16 protein-coding genes are annotated in these 17,677 nt (G+C 63.7%); 4 read left to right on the top strand and 12 right to left on the bottom strand.

The genetic code is table 11. From position 1 onward, the window contains the following. The first annotated feature begins 10 nt into the window (after positions 1-10). From ACQY7X_RS10105 to ACQY7X_RS10090, 4 genes are read left to right on the top strand one after another with little or no spacing between them, the layout of a single operon-like run. Complete coding sequence (locus tag ACQY7X_RS10105; protein WP_428249789.1) at positions 11-307, top strand: PqqD family protein; 297 nt, start codon at positions 11-13, stop codon at positions 305-307. Further along, positions 300-1,094, top strand: a complete 795-nt coding sequence (locus tag ACQY7X_RS10100; protein WP_428249788.1) for a hypothetical protein — start codon at positions 300-302, stop codon at positions 1,092-1,094. The genes ACQY7X_RS10105 and ACQY7X_RS10100 overlap by 8 nt, the downstream gene beginning before the upstream one ends. Positions 1,095-1,144: 50 nt before the next feature. Beyond that, the gene (locus ACQY7X_RS10095; RefSeq protein ID WP_428249787.1) at positions 1,145-2,065 is read left to right on the top strand and encodes an HPr kinase/phosphorylase; all 921 of its coding nucleotides are present in this window, start codon (positions 1,145-1,147) and stop codon (positions 2,063-2,065) included. Beyond that, positions 2,062-2,892, top strand: a complete 831-nt coding sequence (locus tag ACQY7X_RS10090; RefSeq protein WP_428249786.1) for a sulfotransferase domain-containing protein — start codon at positions 2,062-2,064, stop codon at positions 2,890-2,892. Before ACQY7X_RS10095 ends, ACQY7X_RS10090 begins: the two co-directional genes overlap by 4 nt. A 29-nt stretch (positions 2,893-2,921) precedes the next feature. Here the strand turns inward: ACQY7X_RS10090 and ACQY7X_RS10085 are convergent, their stop codons facing one another. The 12 genes from ACQY7X_RS10085 to ACQY7X_RS10030 form a co-directional block, all read right to left on the bottom strand. Further along, positions 2,922-4,856, bottom strand: coding sequence for an asparagine synthase-related protein (locus tag ACQY7X_RS10085; protein WP_428249785.1), 1,935 nt, complete (start codon positions 4,854-4,856; stop codon positions 2,922-2,924). 434 nt (positions 4,857-5,290) lie between these two features. Further along, complete coding sequence (locus ACQY7X_RS10080) at positions 5,291-6,937, bottom strand: hydantoinase B/oxoprolinase family protein (RefSeq protein WP_428249784.1); 1,647 nt, start codon at positions 6,935-6,937, stop codon at positions 5,291-5,293. Then, positions 6,934-9,027 (bottom strand): hydantoinase/oxoprolinase family protein, encoded by a 2,094-nt coding sequence (locus ACQY7X_RS10075; protein ID WP_428249783.1) that lies wholly within the window; start codon positions 9,025-9,027, stop codon positions 6,934-6,936. The genes ACQY7X_RS10080 and ACQY7X_RS10075 overlap by 4 nt, the downstream gene beginning before the upstream one ends. A 34-nt stretch (positions 9,028-9,061) precedes the next feature. After that, positions 9,062-9,670 (bottom strand): flavin reductase family protein, encoded by a 609-nt coding sequence (locus tag ACQY7X_RS10070; protein ID WP_428249782.1) that lies wholly within the window; start codon positions 9,668-9,670, stop codon positions 9,062-9,064. Beyond that, positions 9,667-10,668: an LLM class flavin-dependent oxidoreductase gene (locus ACQY7X_RS10065; protein ID WP_428249781.1), complete on the bottom strand. Its 1,002-nt coding sequence runs from the start codon at positions 10,666-10,668 to the stop codon at positions 9,667-9,669. The genes ACQY7X_RS10070 and ACQY7X_RS10065 overlap by 4 nt, the downstream gene beginning before the upstream one ends. Next, positions 10,665-11,645, bottom strand: a complete 981-nt coding sequence (locus tag ACQY7X_RS10060; RefSeq protein WP_428249780.1) for an LLM class flavin-dependent oxidoreductase — start codon at positions 11,643-11,645, stop codon at positions 10,665-10,667. The genes ACQY7X_RS10065 and ACQY7X_RS10060 overlap by 4 nt, the downstream gene beginning before the upstream one ends. Next, on the bottom strand, positions 11,638-12,114 hold the full coding sequence (locus tag ACQY7X_RS10055; RefSeq protein ID WP_428249779.1) for a (2Fe-2S)-binding protein: 477 nt from the start codon (positions 12,112-12,114) through the stop codon (positions 11,638-11,640). The genes ACQY7X_RS10060 and ACQY7X_RS10055 overlap by 8 nt, the downstream gene beginning before the upstream one ends. After that, on the bottom strand, positions 12,111-12,998 hold the full coding sequence (locus tag ACQY7X_RS10050; protein ID WP_428249778.1) for an FAD binding domain-containing protein: 888 nt from the start codon (positions 12,996-12,998) through the stop codon (positions 12,111-12,113). Before ACQY7X_RS10050 ends, ACQY7X_RS10055 begins: the two co-directional genes overlap by 4 nt. Next, positions 12,998-13,441, bottom strand: a complete 444-nt coding sequence (locus ACQY7X_RS10045; protein WP_428249777.1) for a CoxG family protein — start codon at positions 13,439-13,441, stop codon at positions 12,998-13,000. The genes ACQY7X_RS10050 and ACQY7X_RS10045 overlap by 1 nt, the downstream gene beginning before the upstream one ends. Further along, entirely contained in the window at positions 13,441-15,732 is a 2,292-nt protein-coding gene (locus ACQY7X_RS10040; RefSeq protein WP_428249776.1) for a xanthine dehydrogenase family protein molybdopterin-binding subunit, read from the bottom strand. The genes ACQY7X_RS10045 and ACQY7X_RS10040 overlap by 1 nt, the downstream gene beginning before the upstream one ends. Further along, positions 15,729-17,249 (bottom strand): tripartite tricarboxylate transporter permease, encoded by a 1,521-nt coding sequence (locus ACQY7X_RS10035; protein ID WP_428249775.1) that lies wholly within the window; start codon positions 17,247-17,249, stop codon positions 15,729-15,731. Before ACQY7X_RS10035 ends, ACQY7X_RS10040 begins: the two co-directional genes overlap by 4 nt. After that, the gene (locus ACQY7X_RS10030; protein ID WP_428249774.1) at positions 17,242-17,649 is read right to left on the bottom strand and encodes a tripartite tricarboxylate transporter TctB family protein; all 408 of its coding nucleotides are present in this window, start codon (positions 17,647-17,649) and stop codon (positions 17,242-17,244) included. The genes ACQY7X_RS10035 and ACQY7X_RS10030 overlap by 8 nt, the downstream gene beginning before the upstream one ends. Between the last annotated feature and the right edge of the window lie 28 nt (positions 17,650-17,677).

Raw genomic sequence — 17,677 nt, 5'->3', positions numbered from 1 at the left:
AGCGGTATTGATGATTGAAGCTCCGAACCTCCAGATATCGCAGAAAGCCCGTATTCGCAGGCGTCCGCCGGTCCTGTCCACCGAGGTGGAGGGAGTGGTGGTCATGATGGATATGGAGAACGGCCTGTATTTCGGCCTGGATGAAATAGGCACCGATATCTGGCAGCGCCTGGAGGCGCCGATGACTGTTGGCGAGTTGGTTGCCGGCCTCTCGCAAAGCTACGCGGCTGACAACAACATCATCGAACGGGATGTGTTGGCACTCTTGTTGAACATGGCCAAGCATGGGCTCGTCGATATTGACTGACCAGGACACCGGAGAAACCGCGCCTTCGGATTGCCTGGCCTCGGCGGCACCCGATGCCGAAGCCGATCATCTGTCATACCGTATCGGCCGCCACACTGTCGGCGAGAATCTGGAGCGTGCGGTATCAACGGGCAAATTGGACCGCGCGGCGGATGGTACCTATGTACTGCCAGCGGACGAGCGCCCGAACGACCGCACGGTCTATAACAAGGTGACTTGGCCCTATCCCTGCCGCAAACTGCTGTTCCTGTTTGATCATGTCTATGAACGCGCGCAAGTGCCGTGGACTTGTCGCAACTGCTACAAGGTCAAGGTGAGTCCACGCAAAGTTACCGACCTTGTCGCCGTTCACGATGCCACCGTGGCAGAGCCCTACCCTTCCAAGTTCCAGCCGGACATGGATGCGCCCTATTCGACGGACATCTATGGCGCCTATTTCTATGCGGAGGGCCTTGAGCAGGCCCGCAAAATATACTGGAAGGTCAGGGAGGCCCTGGCCGCGAAAGGCTGCCTGGACAGGACACCCATTTCGATCAAGCGTGGATGCACGGAATACGAGATGCATTGCGGTCCGTCTGATCAATATGTGTTTCCCGAGGCCTTAGCCGAGGTTGAGCGTGACTTGCTGTCACGGATCTCTGTCGCTCCATACGCCAAGCCCCCTGTATCACGGGGTCAGGCCCTGCTGATGTGGATCAGGCAAGCCTACAGGATCGGTGATGACAGCTATCTTGAGCTCACCGGTGGGCGGCGACTTTTTCCGGAAACGCTGAAGTACGACCCCTGACCCCGAGCCATGTACCCCCCTCCCGGTTTCCCCCTTTTGGAAACGTTACCATGACTTATGCTCTGTGCGGCCTGCGGGTCGCCTCCGAGCTGCCGCTGCCGGAACTGCTGCCGTGGAGCGGCGAGGATCGTCCGGCGGATATAGAGATCATTATCGGTGATGTGCCGGGCCGCCTGGAGGACCCGCTGCACGAGGGTCCGCTTCTCCGTACGGCCCGTGACGGCACCTGTCTTTACACTATCGCCGGAACCGCCTCCTATCTGGTCGAAGGGGGGCGGCGTGTCACCCTGCAGCCCCATCCCGGTGCCAGTGCCCCGACTGTCCGTCTGTTCCTCCTGGGCAGTGTCTTCGGCTTCCTGTGCCACCAGCGGGGCCTGCTGCCTCTGCATGCGGGATGCGTAGAGATCGACGGGAAGGCCGTGGCTTTCGCGGGCCATTCCGGTGCAGGCAAATCAACTCTTGCCGCCGCTTTCCTGCGCCGCGGCTATCACATTCTGGCGGATGATATCACGGTTCTTGATATGACCGCGCCTGGTGGCCCCCTTGTCCTGCCGTCCTTCCCCCGGATCAAGCTGTGGCGGGACGCCCTTGAGGGAATGGAGATTCCGTTCCGTGACCTGGAGCGTATCCGACCGGAGCTTGAGAAATACCATTTGCCAGTAACCGCCGGCTTCCGAAGTACCGCCCTGCCGCTGAGAGCCCTCTATCATCTGAAGACGGCCAAGGATCGGCGACATGCCGGCGAGGAGCGGCTGCGGGGGGCCATGTCCATGGAGGCGCTGGTGGATGCCGTGTACCGGCGCATGTCCGCATTCCGCATGGGACAGCGGGACGCGGTGATGGCTGCGCTGCTGCGGTTGATGGCCGTTCCCGGGGCTCGTCTGGCTCGTCTGATGGATATAGGACAGGTCGATGCGACGGTGATGGACATCGTGGCGCGTCATGGAGCCGGAGCAGGTCTGCCGGAATGAGCAGCTATTACTGGCTCGCATCCTATCCCAAATCTGGGAACACCTGGCTGCGACTGTCCCTGTCCAGTCTGGACCGGGGTGGTGCACCACCTGATTTCACGACCACCAAGCTTTTCGCCCCCATAAGCGGTGATCGCGCAGCCATAGACGAGATGGTCGATATCGATACTGCCGACCTGACCGCGGCAGAGGCCCAGGCCCTGCTGCCGGATTTTTTCAGGCTGGAAGCGGCATGGCTCAAGAAACCGCAGTTGCGCAAGGTGCACGAGGCATGGACGATTACGGATGGCCGGCCGCTTTTCCCTCCGAACCTGACGGCTGGTGCCATTTACATTGTGCGTGACCCGCGGGATGTAGCCGTCTCGTTGGCTCACCACCTTTCGGTGTGCATTGATGAAGCGATCGCTTTCATGAATGATCCGCATGCAATGCTTGCGCGTGGCGAGCTACATGGCATGTCGCAGATCCAGCAGGAGCTTCTGACCTGGAGTGAGCATGTCAGGAGTTGGATGGGTGCGCCTATCCGGCTGCTGCTGCTGCGCTATGAGGATATGCTCGCCGATCCCGTGAAGGCCTTGTCAGATGCGGCCAATCACCTGGGTTGGCAAGCTTCGGCAGAACATATTGCCAGGGCTGTGGCCGCCACCCGCTTCGATGCTCTGCGCGCAGCCGAGGAACGATTTGGCTTCAGGGAGAAGGCGGGGCCGGATGTACGGTTTTTCCGTCGCGGGGTGGCCGGAGGCTGGCGCGATACGCTTTCAGCCAGACAGGTTGCAACCATTGAGGCGGCCCATCACCACGTCATGGCGGAGCTTGGCTATCTTTAGAGCACACTGACAGTAGGCTCTAAGCTCCGTCACCGGTCATGTCTGCGGTCATCTGCAATGGTGGCGCTGTTGGACGTATCGATCCAGCGCAGGAAAGAGCCGACATGGAGGCCACGCACGAGGATCGATCGATAGGCAGGGCCCGCTGCCTGGGCCTCCTTTGCCGAGGCTGGCCAGCGATTCAGCAACGCCTTCAGGCGGGGTATGTTCAACGCCCGGCGCGCGAGGGCCGATTCCTCGATATAGGCCAGTTGTTCATGCAGCCGTGCGCGCCGCAGACTGAGATTGTGGAACCATTCCGGATTCTGTTCAGCCTTTGACGGGTTGTCGCGCACGTCGGGCGGCAGCACATCGCGGAATGCGAAGCGGGCCAACCAACGTAAATGTCCGTCGCGGATGAACATGGATTCCGGCAGGGAAAAGCAGAATTCCAGCAACCGCCGGTCCGCGAAGGGGCAAGTATGGCTGATGCCGGTCAGCGCCCGCAGGGCTGCGATATTGTCCACCATGCCGGCGCGTCGGCGCAGGTAGATATCGAACGCTTCGGCATAGCCGGGCGGTTTGTGCCGATAGCCCCCCGGCGCCCTCTCGGCGATCAGGCTCTCCCGCACCCGAGCCGATGCCGCAAGGTCGGGGTTGATCGGACTGAAATATTCCCAATCACCGAGCTTTGCCCCTTTCCAGCGGAACTGTGCCAGGCGGCCGCCGAAGAAGGCTGCATCCAGATGTTGCCGAAGCCCGCCCTTGCCACGGCGCGAGAGATTCCAGACCTCCCGGAGTGCGCGCCAGATGCTGCCCTGACGGACCATCGCCGGCAGTGATCCGTAATGAGTGACGGACATCTCGCCGTCCTCGCCGGTGAACATGCTGCGCGCACCGGCGGCGGCGGCGGCACGCCAAGCGGCGAGATTCCAGGAGAGATTCGGGGCAAGGGTTGTCGGCTGTCCTGTGGCAATAAATACGGAGGTGGGGTCGGCATCGATAGGGTCTATCGGCGGCTCGATATAATGGACACGAAGATTGTCATGTTTGCGTTCCATGGCCTGCAACTGTGGCCGCCCGTCCGGCTGCCAGCCCGGATCAACCACCAGCGGTACGCCGGTAGGGGGAACCAGGGCAAGGCCAAGCACGGTAGCCGGGGCTCGCTGCTTGGCGGCCACACCGGCGATGATGGAAGAATCGAGTCCCCCACTCAATGAAACCGCCACCTGGCCGATGGTGCGCAGCCGGTCCCGCATGGCCGTATCAAACAGTTCGCGGACCGCCTCGGCACAAGCCATCGGCTGGCGGGGAACAGAGCAGGGTTCGGGCTTCCAGTTTTCAGCCTGCCGCAGGGTGTCAGGTCCGATGACAAGCGTGGTGCCCGGCATCACATGCCGCACGTTGCAGTAAATGGTCCGCCCGTCACGGCCGGGTAACAAGGTGACGAATTCCGCCAGCCCCTGTTCATCGATCTCGTGCGGTACCCCGGGCAGGGAGAGCAGTGTCCGCAGACCGGTGGCGAAGGCGATGCAGTCACCACTCCGGTAGACATACAAGGCCCGCGACGCCGATACATCACGGGCCAGGATCAGCCGGCCCGCATCCCCATCCCACACGGCCCAGGAGAATTCTCCCAGCATCTCGCGCGGCGCATCCGCCCCCCAGCGCTGGAACGCTGCCAGGGCGAGGGCCGTATCAGGGGTTGTCGCTGACGGCTTGTCCAGGCGCCGGGCCAAAGCCTCCCGCCCGTCCACACGACCATCGAACATGGAGATCACACCGCCCGCAGCCAAGGGCCGGCGTTCCAGCCTATCCTCCAGCGCCGCCGCCGACTGGCAGAAGGCAATGCTGGCAGTGCCTACACGGGCCGTGACTACAGGACCAAAGCCGGGAAGCCGTCGAAACGCATCAAGGAGATATTGTTCCTGTTGGGAAAAGGCATCCCCGCCGGACCACCATATCAAGCCGGCGAAATCGCTCACAAGGCCCGCGTGAGGTCAGAAACGTTTCGTATGTTGACCGCGCATCGTGGTGCCCGGTGTAGAACATCGAGAGTCACGAGTTGGGGGAGTAGACTGACGAGCCGTCATTCTTGGACGAGGTAGACCCGGAGCGCGTCACTTCGTCGACTGACCCAACAGTAAGCACAGGCGTCGACCATGGCCGCAAAGCATGGCTTTTCGCCATAGGCGTCCCGGACTTTTCATCATTCTCAGGAAGGGTCATTGCAAACCTGCACAGGGGCAAAAAAACTCATTATCCCGCAATTTAGCATGGAATACTGGATTGTCAAAGCTTGCGAAAGAGCCTGCAATCCGGGGCGAGCAATCCGCTGGCGCCCTTGACGGAATCTCTGCCGGTATCAGCCATACCTGGGGTTGCGGCGCCTATATCCGGGCTAGGCCAGCCACAGGCCTCAGCCGGTGCGGTTCTCTTCCTTGTCACGCGCGCGCATCGCTGCCGAACGCTCCTCGGGCTTGCCAAAACCACCACCACCCGGCATCTCGACGATCAGGCGGTCGCCCGCAGGCACGGTCTGGCGCCCCTTGGCCTTAAGCACCGGGCCCGATGCCAGCCGCACGCGGCCAGGCTTGCCATCCTCGCCGCCGGCGCGGCCGCGCGCCGGATTATCGACGCGCTCGAACGTGGCATTGAGCGTGAAGGGTTCACCCTCGGCATGGGAAAGCTCAATGATCTGGCCATCGCCGCCGCGCCACTGACCGGCGCCGCCGGAATTCTCGCGCAATTCCTTCCGCCAGAAGACGAGCGGCGTCATCGTCTCGACGATTTCCAGCGGCACGTTGCGCACACCGGCGGGGAATGACGTAGCCGAAAGGCCATCCGAGATCGGCCGAGCACCGGCGCCGCCGGCGTTGAATGTGGTGATGCCGAAGCGCCGGCTGTTATGCCGCCGGTCAGCCGCCAGGCCCGGCGTGCCCGGGCCACCGGCGACGCGGATATTCCACAGGCAGGAAGCGCCTTCCGCCGGCACCCGGTCGGGCGCTGCCTGATGCAGGCAGCCCAGCACTGCATCCGGCAGCATCTGGCCGATCATGTGGCGTGCCGCCACCGGTGCCGGATGCGGCGCATTGAGGATGCAGCCTTCGGGCGCCGTCACCTGCACCACGGCCAGCGAACCGGCATTGTTCGGGATGCGCGAGCCGACCACGCAGCGCACGCCAAAGCTGGTATAGGCATCGGTATAGCATTTCGGCACGTTGATGCCGGCCTGGGAAAGTCCGCTGGTGCCGTCGAAATCGATCAGGATGCGTTCATCCTCAATGGTCGCCGACACCACGATCTGCACCGGGGCATCGAAACCGTCGATGGTCATACGGTTATGGTAGGTGCCTTTCGGCAATTCCTGGATGGCACGGATCATCGCCGCGCGCGAGGTGCTGAAGATGAATTCGGCCAATTCACCCAGATCATCCTGGCCGAATTCATGCATCATCGGCAGCAGGCGGTCGATGCCGCCCTGGTTGCTCACGATCAGCGAGTGCAGGTCGCCCTCAACCTGCATCGGCTCGCGCACATTGCTGCGGATCATGCGCATCAGCGTCTCGTCGAGCTTGCCGCGCCGGGCCAGCGGCATGATCGGCACATAGATGCCTTCCTGGTAGACGTCGCGCGCCTCTGTACCCACGCCGAGGCCGCCGATATCGGCGACATGCACCGTGGCGGCAAACATCGCCACCACGCGGTTACCGATATGCGCCGGCGACACCACGGTGAAATCGTTCAGATGCCCGCTGGCCTTCCAGGGATCGTTGGTGATGAACACATCGCCCGGCTCCATGGTTTCCACCGGGTGTTCCTTGAGGAAATGCCCCACCGCCATGGCCATGGAATTGATATGGCCCGGTGTGCCGGTGATCGCCTGGGCGATCATGCGGCCATCGGGCGAGAACACGCCCGCCGCCAGGTCGCCGGCCTCGCGGGTGGAGGTGGAGAAGGCGGTGCGGATCAGCGTCTGCGCCAGTTCTTCCACCACCGAGATCAGCCGGTTCCACATCAATTGACGGCGGATGCCGGACATCGCTCCAGACAGCTTGTCGCTCATTGCACAGCCCCTTCCTGGCGGTCGATCACCAAGTATCCGCCTTCATTCACGCCCAGGGCATAGCCCTTGAGCACAATAGTCGTGGTCTCGCTTTCCACCACCGCCGCCGGCCCCTGCAGGCGCATGCTGCTGTCCAGCATGGCGCGGTCGCAGATCGCCAAGGATTCACGTTGGCCGCTTTCCGGGTCGGTCCATGGCCGTTCGGCCTGGGCTTTCGCCAGCTTTGGCACGGCCGATGGTGGCGCCAGCGGTTGCACCGCCGCCGGCACAGTGCCGAGCCGCAGCGACCAGCTCAGGATTTCCGAAGCCAGGCCCGGAATCGAGCGGCCATAGAGCTTGGTATAGGCGGCGACGAACAGCTCATGTAGGGCAGCGCGGTCAGCCTGCACCAGCGGTCGCGTCGGCAGTTCCACCTCGATCTCATGCCCTTGGCCGATATAGCGCATCAGCACACTGCCGCGCTCGACCAGCGGAGCCGTGGTGGCCGAGCGGATCAGCGCGGCAGCCTGGCTGCGCATGGCATCGAGCCGCGCATTGGCCGCCGCGAAATCCATTTCATTCGTGCGCTGGTACCAGCTCTGCGCCAAGTCGAAGGCAATCGGCGCCTGCAAAAATCCCACCGCCGAGCCGACGCCAGCCGAACTCGGCACCACGATGCGACCGATGCCGAGCCGCTTGGCTACCGCTACCGCATGCAGCGGCGCGGCGCCGCCAAACGCCACCATGGTGTAGCTCGACACATCGCGGCCGCCCTCGATGGCATGCACACGCGCGGCATTCGCCATGGTTTCTTCAATCGTCTCGGCAATCGCCAGGCCGGCCTGATCGGCGGTCAGGTCCAGCTTGGCGCCGAATTCGCCCAAGGCCGCCGCCGTCTTGGCCGCATCGAGCGTGAAGGCACCGCGCGCGAAGCGGTCGGGGTCGATGCGCCCGGTAGCGAAATCGCCATCGGTCACGGTCGGCTCGGTGCCGCCACGGCCATAGCAGACCGGACCAGGCTCGGAACCGGCGCTGTCGGGCCCCACGGTGAGCAGGCCGAGTTCATTGATGCGCGCAATCGAGCCACCGCCGGCACCGATCTCGATCATCTCGATCACCGGGATGCGCAACGGCAGGCCGCTGCCCTTGGTGAAGCGGTAGACACGGCCGACCTCGAAGCTGCGTGAAGCCTGCGGCAGGCCCTTATCGATGAAGCAGATTTTCGCCGTGGTGCCGCCCATGTCGAAGGACAGCACCTTGTCCAGTCCACATTCCAGCGCCACCTGGGCGGCCAGCAGCGCACCACCGGCGGGGCCGGATTCCACCAGACGCACCGGGAACTGCTTGGCCACTTCCACACTGGTCATGGCGCCGCTGGAGGTCATCAGGAAAATCGGGCAGTTGAAGCCTGCCGCGTGCATCTGCGCTTCCAGGTCATCCAGGTAGGTCTGCATGATCGGGCGGATATAGGCATTGGCGCAGGCGGTCGAGAATCTGTCGTATTCGCGGATCTCGGGGCAGACCTCGGCGGCCAGCGAGATGGAAAGCTCCGGCATTTCCTGGAGCAGGATGTCGCGGGCGCGTTCCTCATGTACCGGATTGGTGAAGGCCTGCAGAAAACCTATGGCAAGGCTGCGCACGCCCTGGCGGCGCAGTTCCGGCACGACGGCACGTACGCCGGCTTCGTCCAGCGGCAGGATCACACTGCCGTTGGCGCCGACGCGCTCCGCCACGGTAAAACGCAGACTGCGCGGCACCAGCGGCGCCGGTTTCTCGATCATCAGGTCATACTGATCGAAACGATTCTCATAGCCGATCTCCAGCACATCACGGAAACCGCCGGTGGTGAGGAAGGCAGTGCGCGCGCCCTTGCGCTCGATCAGCGCGTTGGTGCCCAGCGTGGTGCCGTGGATCACCCCACTCACCGCATCCGGCTGCAAGCCAGCCTCGGCCATGATCTGGCGGATCGCCGTCATGAAGCCTTCGGCAGGCCGCTGCGGCGTGGTCAGCACCTTGCCGGTCCACCGCTTCTCGCCCTGATCCAGCACGATATCGGTGAAAGTACCGCCGATATCGACCGCAATACGCGCCGCACCCTTACTCATGGACATTGCCACTTCCGATCCTCAAATAGCCACAAGCCGGTCAAACCGCGATGAATTCGCGTACCCGGCAGTAATTCCGGCCGCCGATGCGACCCAATGCATTGCTGGCCGCCGCATCCACATGGCAAGCCCCGTTCACCAGGCCGCTGCGGGCATGCATCAGCAGCACGCGGCCCACCACCAGGGAATTCGGCGCATCGCCGAATTCCACGATCTTCTCCACCCGGCATTCAAACTGGATCCTGCTTTCCGCCACGCGCGGCGGGCCGACAATCTCTGCCGGCAGGGTGGTCAACCCCGCCTTCTCCAGTTCATCAACGCCAGATTCCTCGATATCGGCGCAAAGCTGCACGGCTTCAGCCAATTCCTCTGGCACCGTGTTGATCACGAACTCGCCGCTGCGCCGCACATTGCGCAAGGTATCCTTGATGCCGCGCGGCGCCGGGCCGACCGAAAAACCCAGCAGGCCGGGATTCGCCGCCACGATGATGAACTGGCTGAACGGGGCGGCATTGACACTGCCATCCTCGTTCAGCGTGGTGACGAAGGCTATGGGCCGCGGAATCACGCTGCCGGTCAGCAGCTTGTAACGCTCCGGCGGCGTCAAGCTGTCCAGCGTGATGCGGTCGTATGCGGGCTGTACTGTCATGAGGCTCGCGGCAGGATGGCTTCGCCGAACCATTGGATCTGGTCCTGCAACTCGCTCATGGTGTTGGCAGGCACCATCAGGGCGGTGCAGTGGTCGACACCGATGGTTTTCAGGTAGTCGATCTTTTCCAGGATCACATCGGGCGAACCGACCAGATTGGCCACCACCTGCTGGCTGAGGTCACGGCCGGTATAGGACAGCGACTTGCGGTGCGCCACCAGGCCGCTTTCCATGTAGATGCGCTCGGCTTCTTCCATGGTCTTGGCGATGGTGAAGGAGAATTGCGGCGCCACCTCGATGGCCTTGGGGTCGCGGCCATGTTCGGCGGTGCGGCGGCGCAGCAGCTCGATCCGCTCCTTCATCTCCGCCAGCGGACGCCAGCCGGGCAGCCAGCCCTCGCCATAGCGCGCGGCGCGCTCCACCACTTCGACATTGTGGCCACCGATGAACAGCGGGAATGGTTGCTGCTTGGCCTTGGGGAACATCTCCACGTCCTTGAAGCCGTAAAACGGGCCTTCATGGCTGGCGCTCTTGTCGTAGAGCAGCTTGAGCAGGGCGGCGATGCCATCATCCATCATGTCGCCGCGCCGTGCCTTGGCAAGGCGCGTGTTCCAGGCAGCGAATTCCTCGCGATAGGCACCCAGGCCGATGCCCAGCACGAAACGGCCATTGGTAAGCTGGTCCATGGTGGTGACTTGCTTGGCCAGATACACCGGATCGCGCATCGGCAGCACCAGCAGAGACGTGCCAAGGCGCAGCTTGGTGGTTGCAGCACCGATAGCGGTCAGCGTGATCAACGGCTCGTAGAAAGCCGGCGGCGTGCCCGGAAACAGTTCGCTCACATATTTCTGGGTGGTGATGTGATCGTTGCCCCAGACCGAGTCATACCCCAGCTTCTCGCACAGCACGCCCAGCTTGACGAAATCCTCCGGCTGCACGAACGGGATCGGATACATCACGCCTTCAAAGCCGGTGGGTAGGCAGATACTGAATTTCATTTGTCCCCCTTCGCGGCCGTCATGGCCGCCTTGATCAAATCCGAAACCTGCTGGCTTTCGCTCACGCCGCTCAGCACCAATTCATCGAGGCCGGCGGCACCATAGGCGGCAAAACGGGCGGCCACTTCCGCCGCCGTGCCGCTGGCGGCATGGCTGGAAACGATGCGGTCGGTAAGCAGCGCATTGGCCGCCGGCCAATCCTCGGCTGCTACGGCGGCACGCAAAGCCGCCTGGTCGAGCGTGTTGCCGGCCAGTTCGAGATTGAAGCGATGATGCTGGCCGCGCAGCACGATGGCCAGCACGCGGCGCAGGCGCTGATACGCCTCGGCAGCATCCGCAGCCACCGAGCCATAGACCAGGCCGATACGGCGCACACTGCGCCCATTGGAACCGCGCGCCACATGATTCAGGCACCAGCGCATGAAGTCGATGGAAGTGGCTGCCGAAAGCAACACGCCATCGGCTTCGGCACCGGCCAGTTCCAGCATCTTCGGCCCCGAAGCGGCCAGGATCACTGGCAGCGGCCCTGGCGCATACACCAGCCGGCGGCTATCGACACGGAAAGTTTCACCCTGAAACTTCACCGTCTCGCCAGCCAGCAGCGCGCGCACCACGCGCAGCGCTTCGCGCATCGGTGCCAGCGGCTTGGGTATTTCCAGGCCCACCGAACCGAGATCGACCGGCGCCCCGACCCCGAGGCAGAGCGTGATGCGGCCGGGATAAAGCTCGTCCAGCGTGGCGGCACTCATAGCCAGCTGCACTGGATGCATGGCGAAGGGCGACATCGCCATCAGCGCCACATCGATCAGCGGGCTTGCCTCCAAAGCGGCAGCGGCCAGCGCAATCGGATCGCGCTGGAACAGATGGTTGGCGATCCACACGCGGCGGCGCTGCCCATCCTGCACGCCGGCAGCGAGCTTGGCGCGGAAGGCGGCCGGTGTTTCACGGCCATCGGAACTGATACTCAGATCAAACAAGGCTCTTCACCGCTTCGATGATCTTCACATAGCCGGTACAGCGGCAGATGTTGCCGCGCAGGAAATGCCGGATCGTCGCTTCCGAAGGTTTTTCATGCAAAGCCAGCAAAGCACGCACCGCCATCACAAAGCCCGGCGTACAGAAACCGCATTGCAGCGCGCCGTGGTCCACGAAAGCCTGCTGAATACGATCCAGCTCGCCATTCTCGCCCACGCCCTCGATGGTCAGAACATCGCGGCCATCGGCATCGGCGGCCAATGTTGAACAGGCGCTGGCCGGCAGACCATCCAGCAGCACGGTGCAGGCGCCGCAGACCTCCACATCGCAGGACCGTTTGGTGCCGGTAAGCCCTAAGCGGTTGCGCAGGAAATCCACCAGCAATTCGCTCGGTTCGATTTCGACTTCGCGCGGCTGGCCGTTCACCAGCGGCGTGATGCGGATTTTCGCTATGGCCTGACTATCGCTCATGCCCGCATCCGTTCCGCCCGTGCTTCGCCGCCCAGAGCTGCCGCCAGCGCGCGCTCCAGCATGGTCAATGCCAGATGGCGCTTGTAATCGGCGCTGCCGTGACTGTCATCGGACGCCGCGATGGCTGCGATCTCGTCGGCGGCCACGGCAAGGCAGGCTTCCGCTAGTTCACCCAAGGGCTTGCCGCCGGCCGCCGCCATCGTGGCCGTCAGGGCGGCAGGCTGGCCGCTCACCGCGCCGATCCAGAACTGTGCTGCGGCGACATTGCCGGCCGCATCCGGCAGGATCGCCACGGCGGCACCCGCCGCCGGACGCTCACCGGCACCATAGCAGCGATAAGCAGCTTTCAGTTCCGGTGCGGGCTTGGGAATCAAGATCGCGGTCATCACCTCGCCCGGCTGCCGCGCGGTCTCGAAATCGCCCAGGATGAAGTCGGCCACCGCGCAGTCGCGCTGGCCCTCCTTGCTGTGCAGCCGCACCCGGGCGCCCAGGGCCGCCAGCATGGCCGGCGGATCGGCATGGGGTTCGGCGAAGCACAGATTGCCGCCGAGCGTGCCGGCGCAGCGCACGCGGATATTGGCGATGCCATCGCTTAAGTCGGCATAGGCCGGCACCACGCCGCGCACCAGTGGATGCGTGGCAATGCGATGATGGCTGGCCAGCGCGCCGATCACCACATCGCCATCATACTCCTCAATCGCGGCTAGTTCGCTCAGCGCCTTCAGATCGATCAGATGCGGGTAATGCAGCACGCGGGCCTTCAGCGCGATCAGCAGTTCGGTGCCCCCGGCATAGACGGAAGCATCATCGCCATATTGATCCAGCAGCCCGAAGACTTCGGAGAGCGAGCGGGGACGATGCAGGTTGAAGCGGCGCGGCAGCATCAGCGCAGCACCTCCTGCTGCAATTGCTGGCTGAACTCGGCGAAATTCTCATCCGCCTTCTTGCGGATCACCGAATAGCCCAGCGATGCCAACCGGCCCGCCACCTGCAATCCGGCTTGCACATTCAGTGCCGATTGCGGCTCGGCCTGCAGCATCACCTCGAAATTCACCGTGAAATTGGTGCCGGTGAACTTGTCGCGCCCGGTGGCCCGGGCCCGCACCAGCTCATTGGCCCGCATCTCGTCGATGAAGATTTCCGCCGGCACTTCCAGCTTGAAGGGGCCGATCTTCTGCTTCAGCACGGCCTTGTAATGCGCCAGCTCAGCCACTTCCTCCACCTGCTCGCAGCCGGGGATGCAGCCGGCAATGCGGCGGAAATCCAGCAGCACCGGCCAGACTTCCTGCGGCGCGCGGGGCAGCGGCATGGACATGGCGAAATCCATCACGCGACTCCTTTGCGCTTGGCATCATGCAGCGCGCGCCAGACCTTTTCCGGCGTCAGCGGCAGGCTCTTGATACGCACGCCATAGCGGCGCGCCAGGGCGTTGGCGATGGCAGGTGCCGCCGGCAGGATGGCGCCCTCGCCCATCCCGCGCGCGCCACCGGGGCCTGGGCCGTCACCGCCCTCGATCAGCACGGTATGGAATTCATCCGGCGCTTCGTCGATACCCGGCACATGATAATCGATCATGCTGGCATTCACCGGCTGACCGTCTTCGTAGAGCAGTTCCTCGAACAGGCCATGGCCGATGCCCTGCATCGCAGCACCTTCGTCCTGCCCCTCTGCAGCCACGCGATTTATCACCTTGCCGACATCGGCAACACTGATATAGCGCCGCACGGCAATGGCGCCGGTACCTTCGTCCACATCGATCTCGCAGCCGGCAGCGGCGGTTTCCCAGAATAGCGGCGCCTGCACAAAAGCCCCGCCGCGATATTGCGGCGTGATGGCGCCAAGACCTGTCACCTCGCCGCTATCGATGCCAAAGCAGCGATGCATGATATCGCGGAAACTGTGCAATTCATTGCCGACCAGCACACCACCCGGCGCCAGGCGGCATTGCTCAACTGTGGTCTCGAAGGCAATTGCAGCAAGTTCCAGAATCTTGCGTGCGGCATCGGCAGCCGCTTCCTGCACCGCCAGGCCGACGATCACGGTGGAGCGGCTGGCACCGGTGCCCCAGTCGAACGGCGTGGTCAGCGTATCAGGTTCGGCGACGCTCACCTGCTCGACAGGCTGGGCCAGCGCATCAGCCGCCAGCTTCGCCAGCACAGCCCGCACGCCCTGGCCGAGTTCGACGCTGTTGGCGAATACCACCATCGAGCCATCGATATGCAGCCGCACCATGGCCGAGCCGACCGCCATGATGCCGGGATCGCTGGCTGCCACTGCCAGGCCGCGCGCCGGTGCTTCGCCCCTCGCGCCCTGCGGCGGCAATGCCTGCGCCACAATGTCCAGTGCCTCGCCCATATCCACATCGATGGGCCGCAGATCGGGCCGCACCGTTTCACCCCGGCGCAGCAGGTTGCGCCGGCGCAGTTCCAGCGGCTCGATGCCCAGCGCGTCGGCGATCTGATCCATCTGCGATTCCGTGGCCCATACCGCCTGCGGTCCGCCGATGGAACGGAAGGCGGCGCCCGGCACGGTATTGGTATAGACGGCGAGCGATTCAAGCCGCAGGTTGGGAATACGATAGGGGCCGATGGCACGGTTGGCCGCCTTGATCGCCACCGCCGGCCCGGTATCGGCATAGGCGCCACCATTCATCACCACGCGCACGGCTTTCGCAAGCAGCGTACCATCGGCAGCCACGGCGGTGCGCAGCGATACCGTGGCGCTGAGGCGGCGGCAGGTGAGCATCGATTCCGAGACCGAAAGGCAGAGCCGCACCGGCTTGTGCAGCTTCCAGGCCAAACCGGCTACCAGCGGATCGAGCTTCACCGAAGCCTTGCCGCCGAATCCGCCGCCGACATAGGGCACGCGCACGCGGATCTTGCCCTGCGGCACGCCGAAGATGGCACCGATCACCTTCTGCACTGCGCTCGGCGACTGGCCGCAGCTCCACAGGCTGAAGCCATCACGCGGATCGTAATCGGCAATCACGCAATGCGGCTCCAGCGCATAGTGGAAAACCATGGGGAAATCGTAGGTATCCTCGAATACCCGGTGGGCCGCGGCCATCGCGGCATCCACATCGCCGGTCTCATAGGCAAAATTCTGAAACACATTGCTGCCGGCCACCGGCTTGGCCTGACCCTTGAAGTAGAAATCCTTCAGCGTGTCCATGCGCTCATGCAGCAGTGGCGCATCCGGCGCCAATGCTGCCTCGGCGTCGGTCACATAGGGCAAGTCCTCGTAATCCACCAAAATCGCATCCAGCGCCTCTTCGGCGCTATATTCATCCTCGGCCACCACGGCGGCAACCGGCTCGCCGACATAGCGCACCTTGTCCACCGCGATCAGCGGCCGGTCACGCAGGAACAAGCCCCAGTGGTGATTCAATCCGGCGAAATCCGCACCGGTCAGCACCGCCACCACGCCCGGCATTTGCCGTGCCGCCTCGGCATCAATCCCCTTGATCCGCGCATGCGGCAACGGACTGCGCAGCAGCTTGGCATGCAGCATGCCAGGCACGGTGACGTCGGTGACAAAGCGAGCGGCGCCGCTCACCTTCTCCACCGCATCGGGCCGCACCTGGTCGGAGCGCACCGGGCTTGCCGAGGAAGCGGTCATTTCACCTCTTCCTGTGGTTCCAGCCCAAGGGCCGCATTACTGCGCCGCCAGGCCAGAAGCTGCATCACCAGCACCACCAGACCAAGCAGCAGGATGATGCCAGACATCGGCCGGCTGATCAGGATCATCGGGTTGCCATCGCCCATCAGCAGGGACTGCCGCAGCGAGGTATCGAGCAGATCGGCCAGGATGAAGGCCATGATCAGCGGCCCGGCTTCGATGCTGGCCTTGCGGAACAGATAGCCGATCACGCCGCCGGCCATCAGTACGCCGACATCGAACCAGGCATTGCGCAGGCTGTAGGCGCCCAGGATGGCGATGGCGATCACCACCGGGCTGAGGATCCAGAACGGCACGCGCAGCAGCTGCACCCACAGGCCGACCAGCGGCAGGTTGAGGATCAGCAGCATGACGTTGCCGACATACATCGAGGCAATAACGCCCCAGAACACATCGGCATGCTTCACCAGCATCAACGGGCCTGGCTCGATATTCTGGATCAGCAGGGCCGCCAGCAGCACGGCAGTAACCGCATTGCCGGGAATACCGAGTGTGAGCAGCGGCACGAAGGCAGCGGAGGCAGCCGAGTTATTGGCCGATTCCGGGCCGGCAACACCGGCTATGTTGCCCTTGCCGAAACTCTCAGGGTTCTTCGACAGATTCTTCTCGATGGTGTAGCTGAGCAGCGAACCGAGAATAGCACCGCCGCCGGGGATCAGGCCGAGCAGGAAGCCCAGCACCGAGCCGCGCCCGATCGGCCAGGCGGAATCCTTCCAATCCTGGCGCGAGGGCATGATGCGGCCGATCTTGGTTGTCACCAGGGTTGCGGTGCCGCGCTGTTCCAGATTGTAGAGGATTTCGCCAAGGCCAAAGATGCCCATCATCAGCGGCACGATGCCGATGCCGTTGGTCAGATCGAGAATGCCGAAGCTGAAGCGCGGATCGCCGGTCATGGTATCGAGGCCGACCAGGCCAAGCAGGATGCCGAGGAACACCATGCAGAGGCCGCGCAGCGGCGGCCCGCCAGCCAGGGTGCTGGCCAGGATCAGGCCGAAAGTCGCCAGCGCGAAATATTCCGGTGGCCCGAAGCTGAGCGCGAAGCGGGCAAACATCGGCCCGATCAGCGTGAGGCCGACCACGGCCAGCGTGCCGGCAACAAAGGAGCCGATGGCGGCAATCGCCAGGGCAGGCCCGGCGCGGCCCTGCTTGGCCATTTCATGGCCATCGATGCAGGTGATGACCGAAGCCGCCTCGCCCGGCACCTTGAGCAGGATCGAGGTGGTGGAGCCGCCATACATGGCGCCGTAATAGATCGCCGCCAGCATGATCAGCGCGCCGAGTGGCGAGCCGACCTGATAGGTGATCGGCAGCAGCACGGCAATGGTGGTGACCGGCCCGAGTCCGGGCAGTACGCCTACCAGCGTGCCGAGCAGCGAACCGACCAGGGCATAGAGAAGATTTTCCGGCAGGATCGCGAGCGAAAAGCCGTGGCCTACCTGCTGCAACGCCTCAAGCATGGGGCCAGACCTGAATGGGGGTGTCGAGGAACATGCTGAACAGCATGACACCGCCGGCCGTCACCAGCAGCGACACCAGAAGCGCCGGCAGCAGGCCGCGGCCATAGATGAATTTCACCAGGATGAACAGCATCACCGCCGTGGGAATGGCGAAGCCCAGGCGCGGCAGGGCCGCCACATAGACCCAGAGCAGCACCAGCGTGGCAATCGGCAGCAACTGGAACCCCTCGCCTTCACCCCTGCCCTCGCGGCCACGAATGGCCTGCACCAGGAGGATGAAGGCCAGCGGCAATAGAGCCAGACTGGCGATCATCGGCATCAGGCCGGAGCCGGGGATGCCGTGATCCCAGAAGCCGAGCTTGAGGGAGCCAACGCCGAAAGCCACGGCAAGCGCGATCATGACAAGTGCCGAGACTCCAAGCGGCGTA

Origin of the sequence: Ferrovibrio sp., assembly GCF_965278975.1 — a bacterium.
In the GTDB taxonomy this organism is placed as follows: Bacteria; Pseudomonadota; Alphaproteobacteria; order Ferrovibrionales; family Ferrovibrionaceae; genus Ferrovibrio.
The sequence above is the reverse complement of the archived record's forward strand: the minus strand, read 5'-3'. Positions and strand labels throughout refer to the sequence as shown.

Coding starts and splice junctions, on each gene's coding strand:
- ACQY7X_RS10105 (WP_428249789.1), top strand. CDS start 11: ATGATTGAAGCTCCGAACCTCCAGATATCGCAGAAAGCCCGTATTCGC.
- ACQY7X_RS10095 (WP_428249787.1), top strand. CDS start 1,145: ATGACTTATGCTCTGTGCGGCCTGCGGGTCGCCTCCGAGCTGCCGCTG.
- ACQY7X_RS10090 (WP_428249786.1), top strand. CDS start 2,062: ATGAGCAGCTATTACTGGCTCGCATCCTATCCCAAATCTGGGAACACC.
- ACQY7X_RS10080 (WP_428249784.1), bottom strand. CDS start 6,937: ATGAGCGACAAGCTGTCTGGAGCGATGTCCGGCATCCGCCGTCAATTG.
- ACQY7X_RS10075 (WP_428249783.1), bottom strand. CDS start 9,027: ATGTCCATGAGTAAGGGTGCGGCGCGTATTGCGGTCGATATCGGCGGT.
- ACQY7X_RS10070 (WP_428249782.1), bottom strand. CDS start 9,670: ATGACAGTACAGCCCGCATACGACCGCATCACGCTGGACAGCTTGACG.
- ACQY7X_RS10065 (WP_428249781.1), bottom strand. CDS start 10,668: ATGAAATTCAGTATCTGCCTACCCACCGGCTTTGAAGGCGTGATGTAT.
- ACQY7X_RS10055 (WP_428249779.1), bottom strand. CDS start 12,114: ATGAGCGATAGTCAGGCCATAGCGAAAATCCGCATCACGCCGCTGGTG.
- ACQY7X_RS10050 (WP_428249778.1), bottom strand. CDS start 12,998: ATGCTGCCGCGCCGCTTCAACCTGCATCGTCCCCGCTCGCTCTCCGAA.
- ACQY7X_RS10045 (WP_428249777.1), bottom strand. CDS start 13,441: ATGGATTTCGCCATGTCCATGCCGCTGCCCCGCGCGCCGCAGGAAGTC.
- ACQY7X_RS10040 (WP_428249776.1), bottom strand. CDS start 15,732: ATGACCGCTTCCTCGGCAAGCCCGGTGCGCTCCGACCAGGTGCGGCCC.
- ACQY7X_RS10035 (WP_428249775.1), bottom strand. CDS start 17,249: ATGCTTGAGGCGTTGCAGCAGGTAGGCCACGGCTTTTCGCTCGCGATC.
- ACQY7X_RS10030 (WP_428249774.1), bottom strand. CDS start 17,649: ATGATCGCGCTTGCCGTGGCTTTCGGCGTTGGCTCCCTCAAGCTCGGC.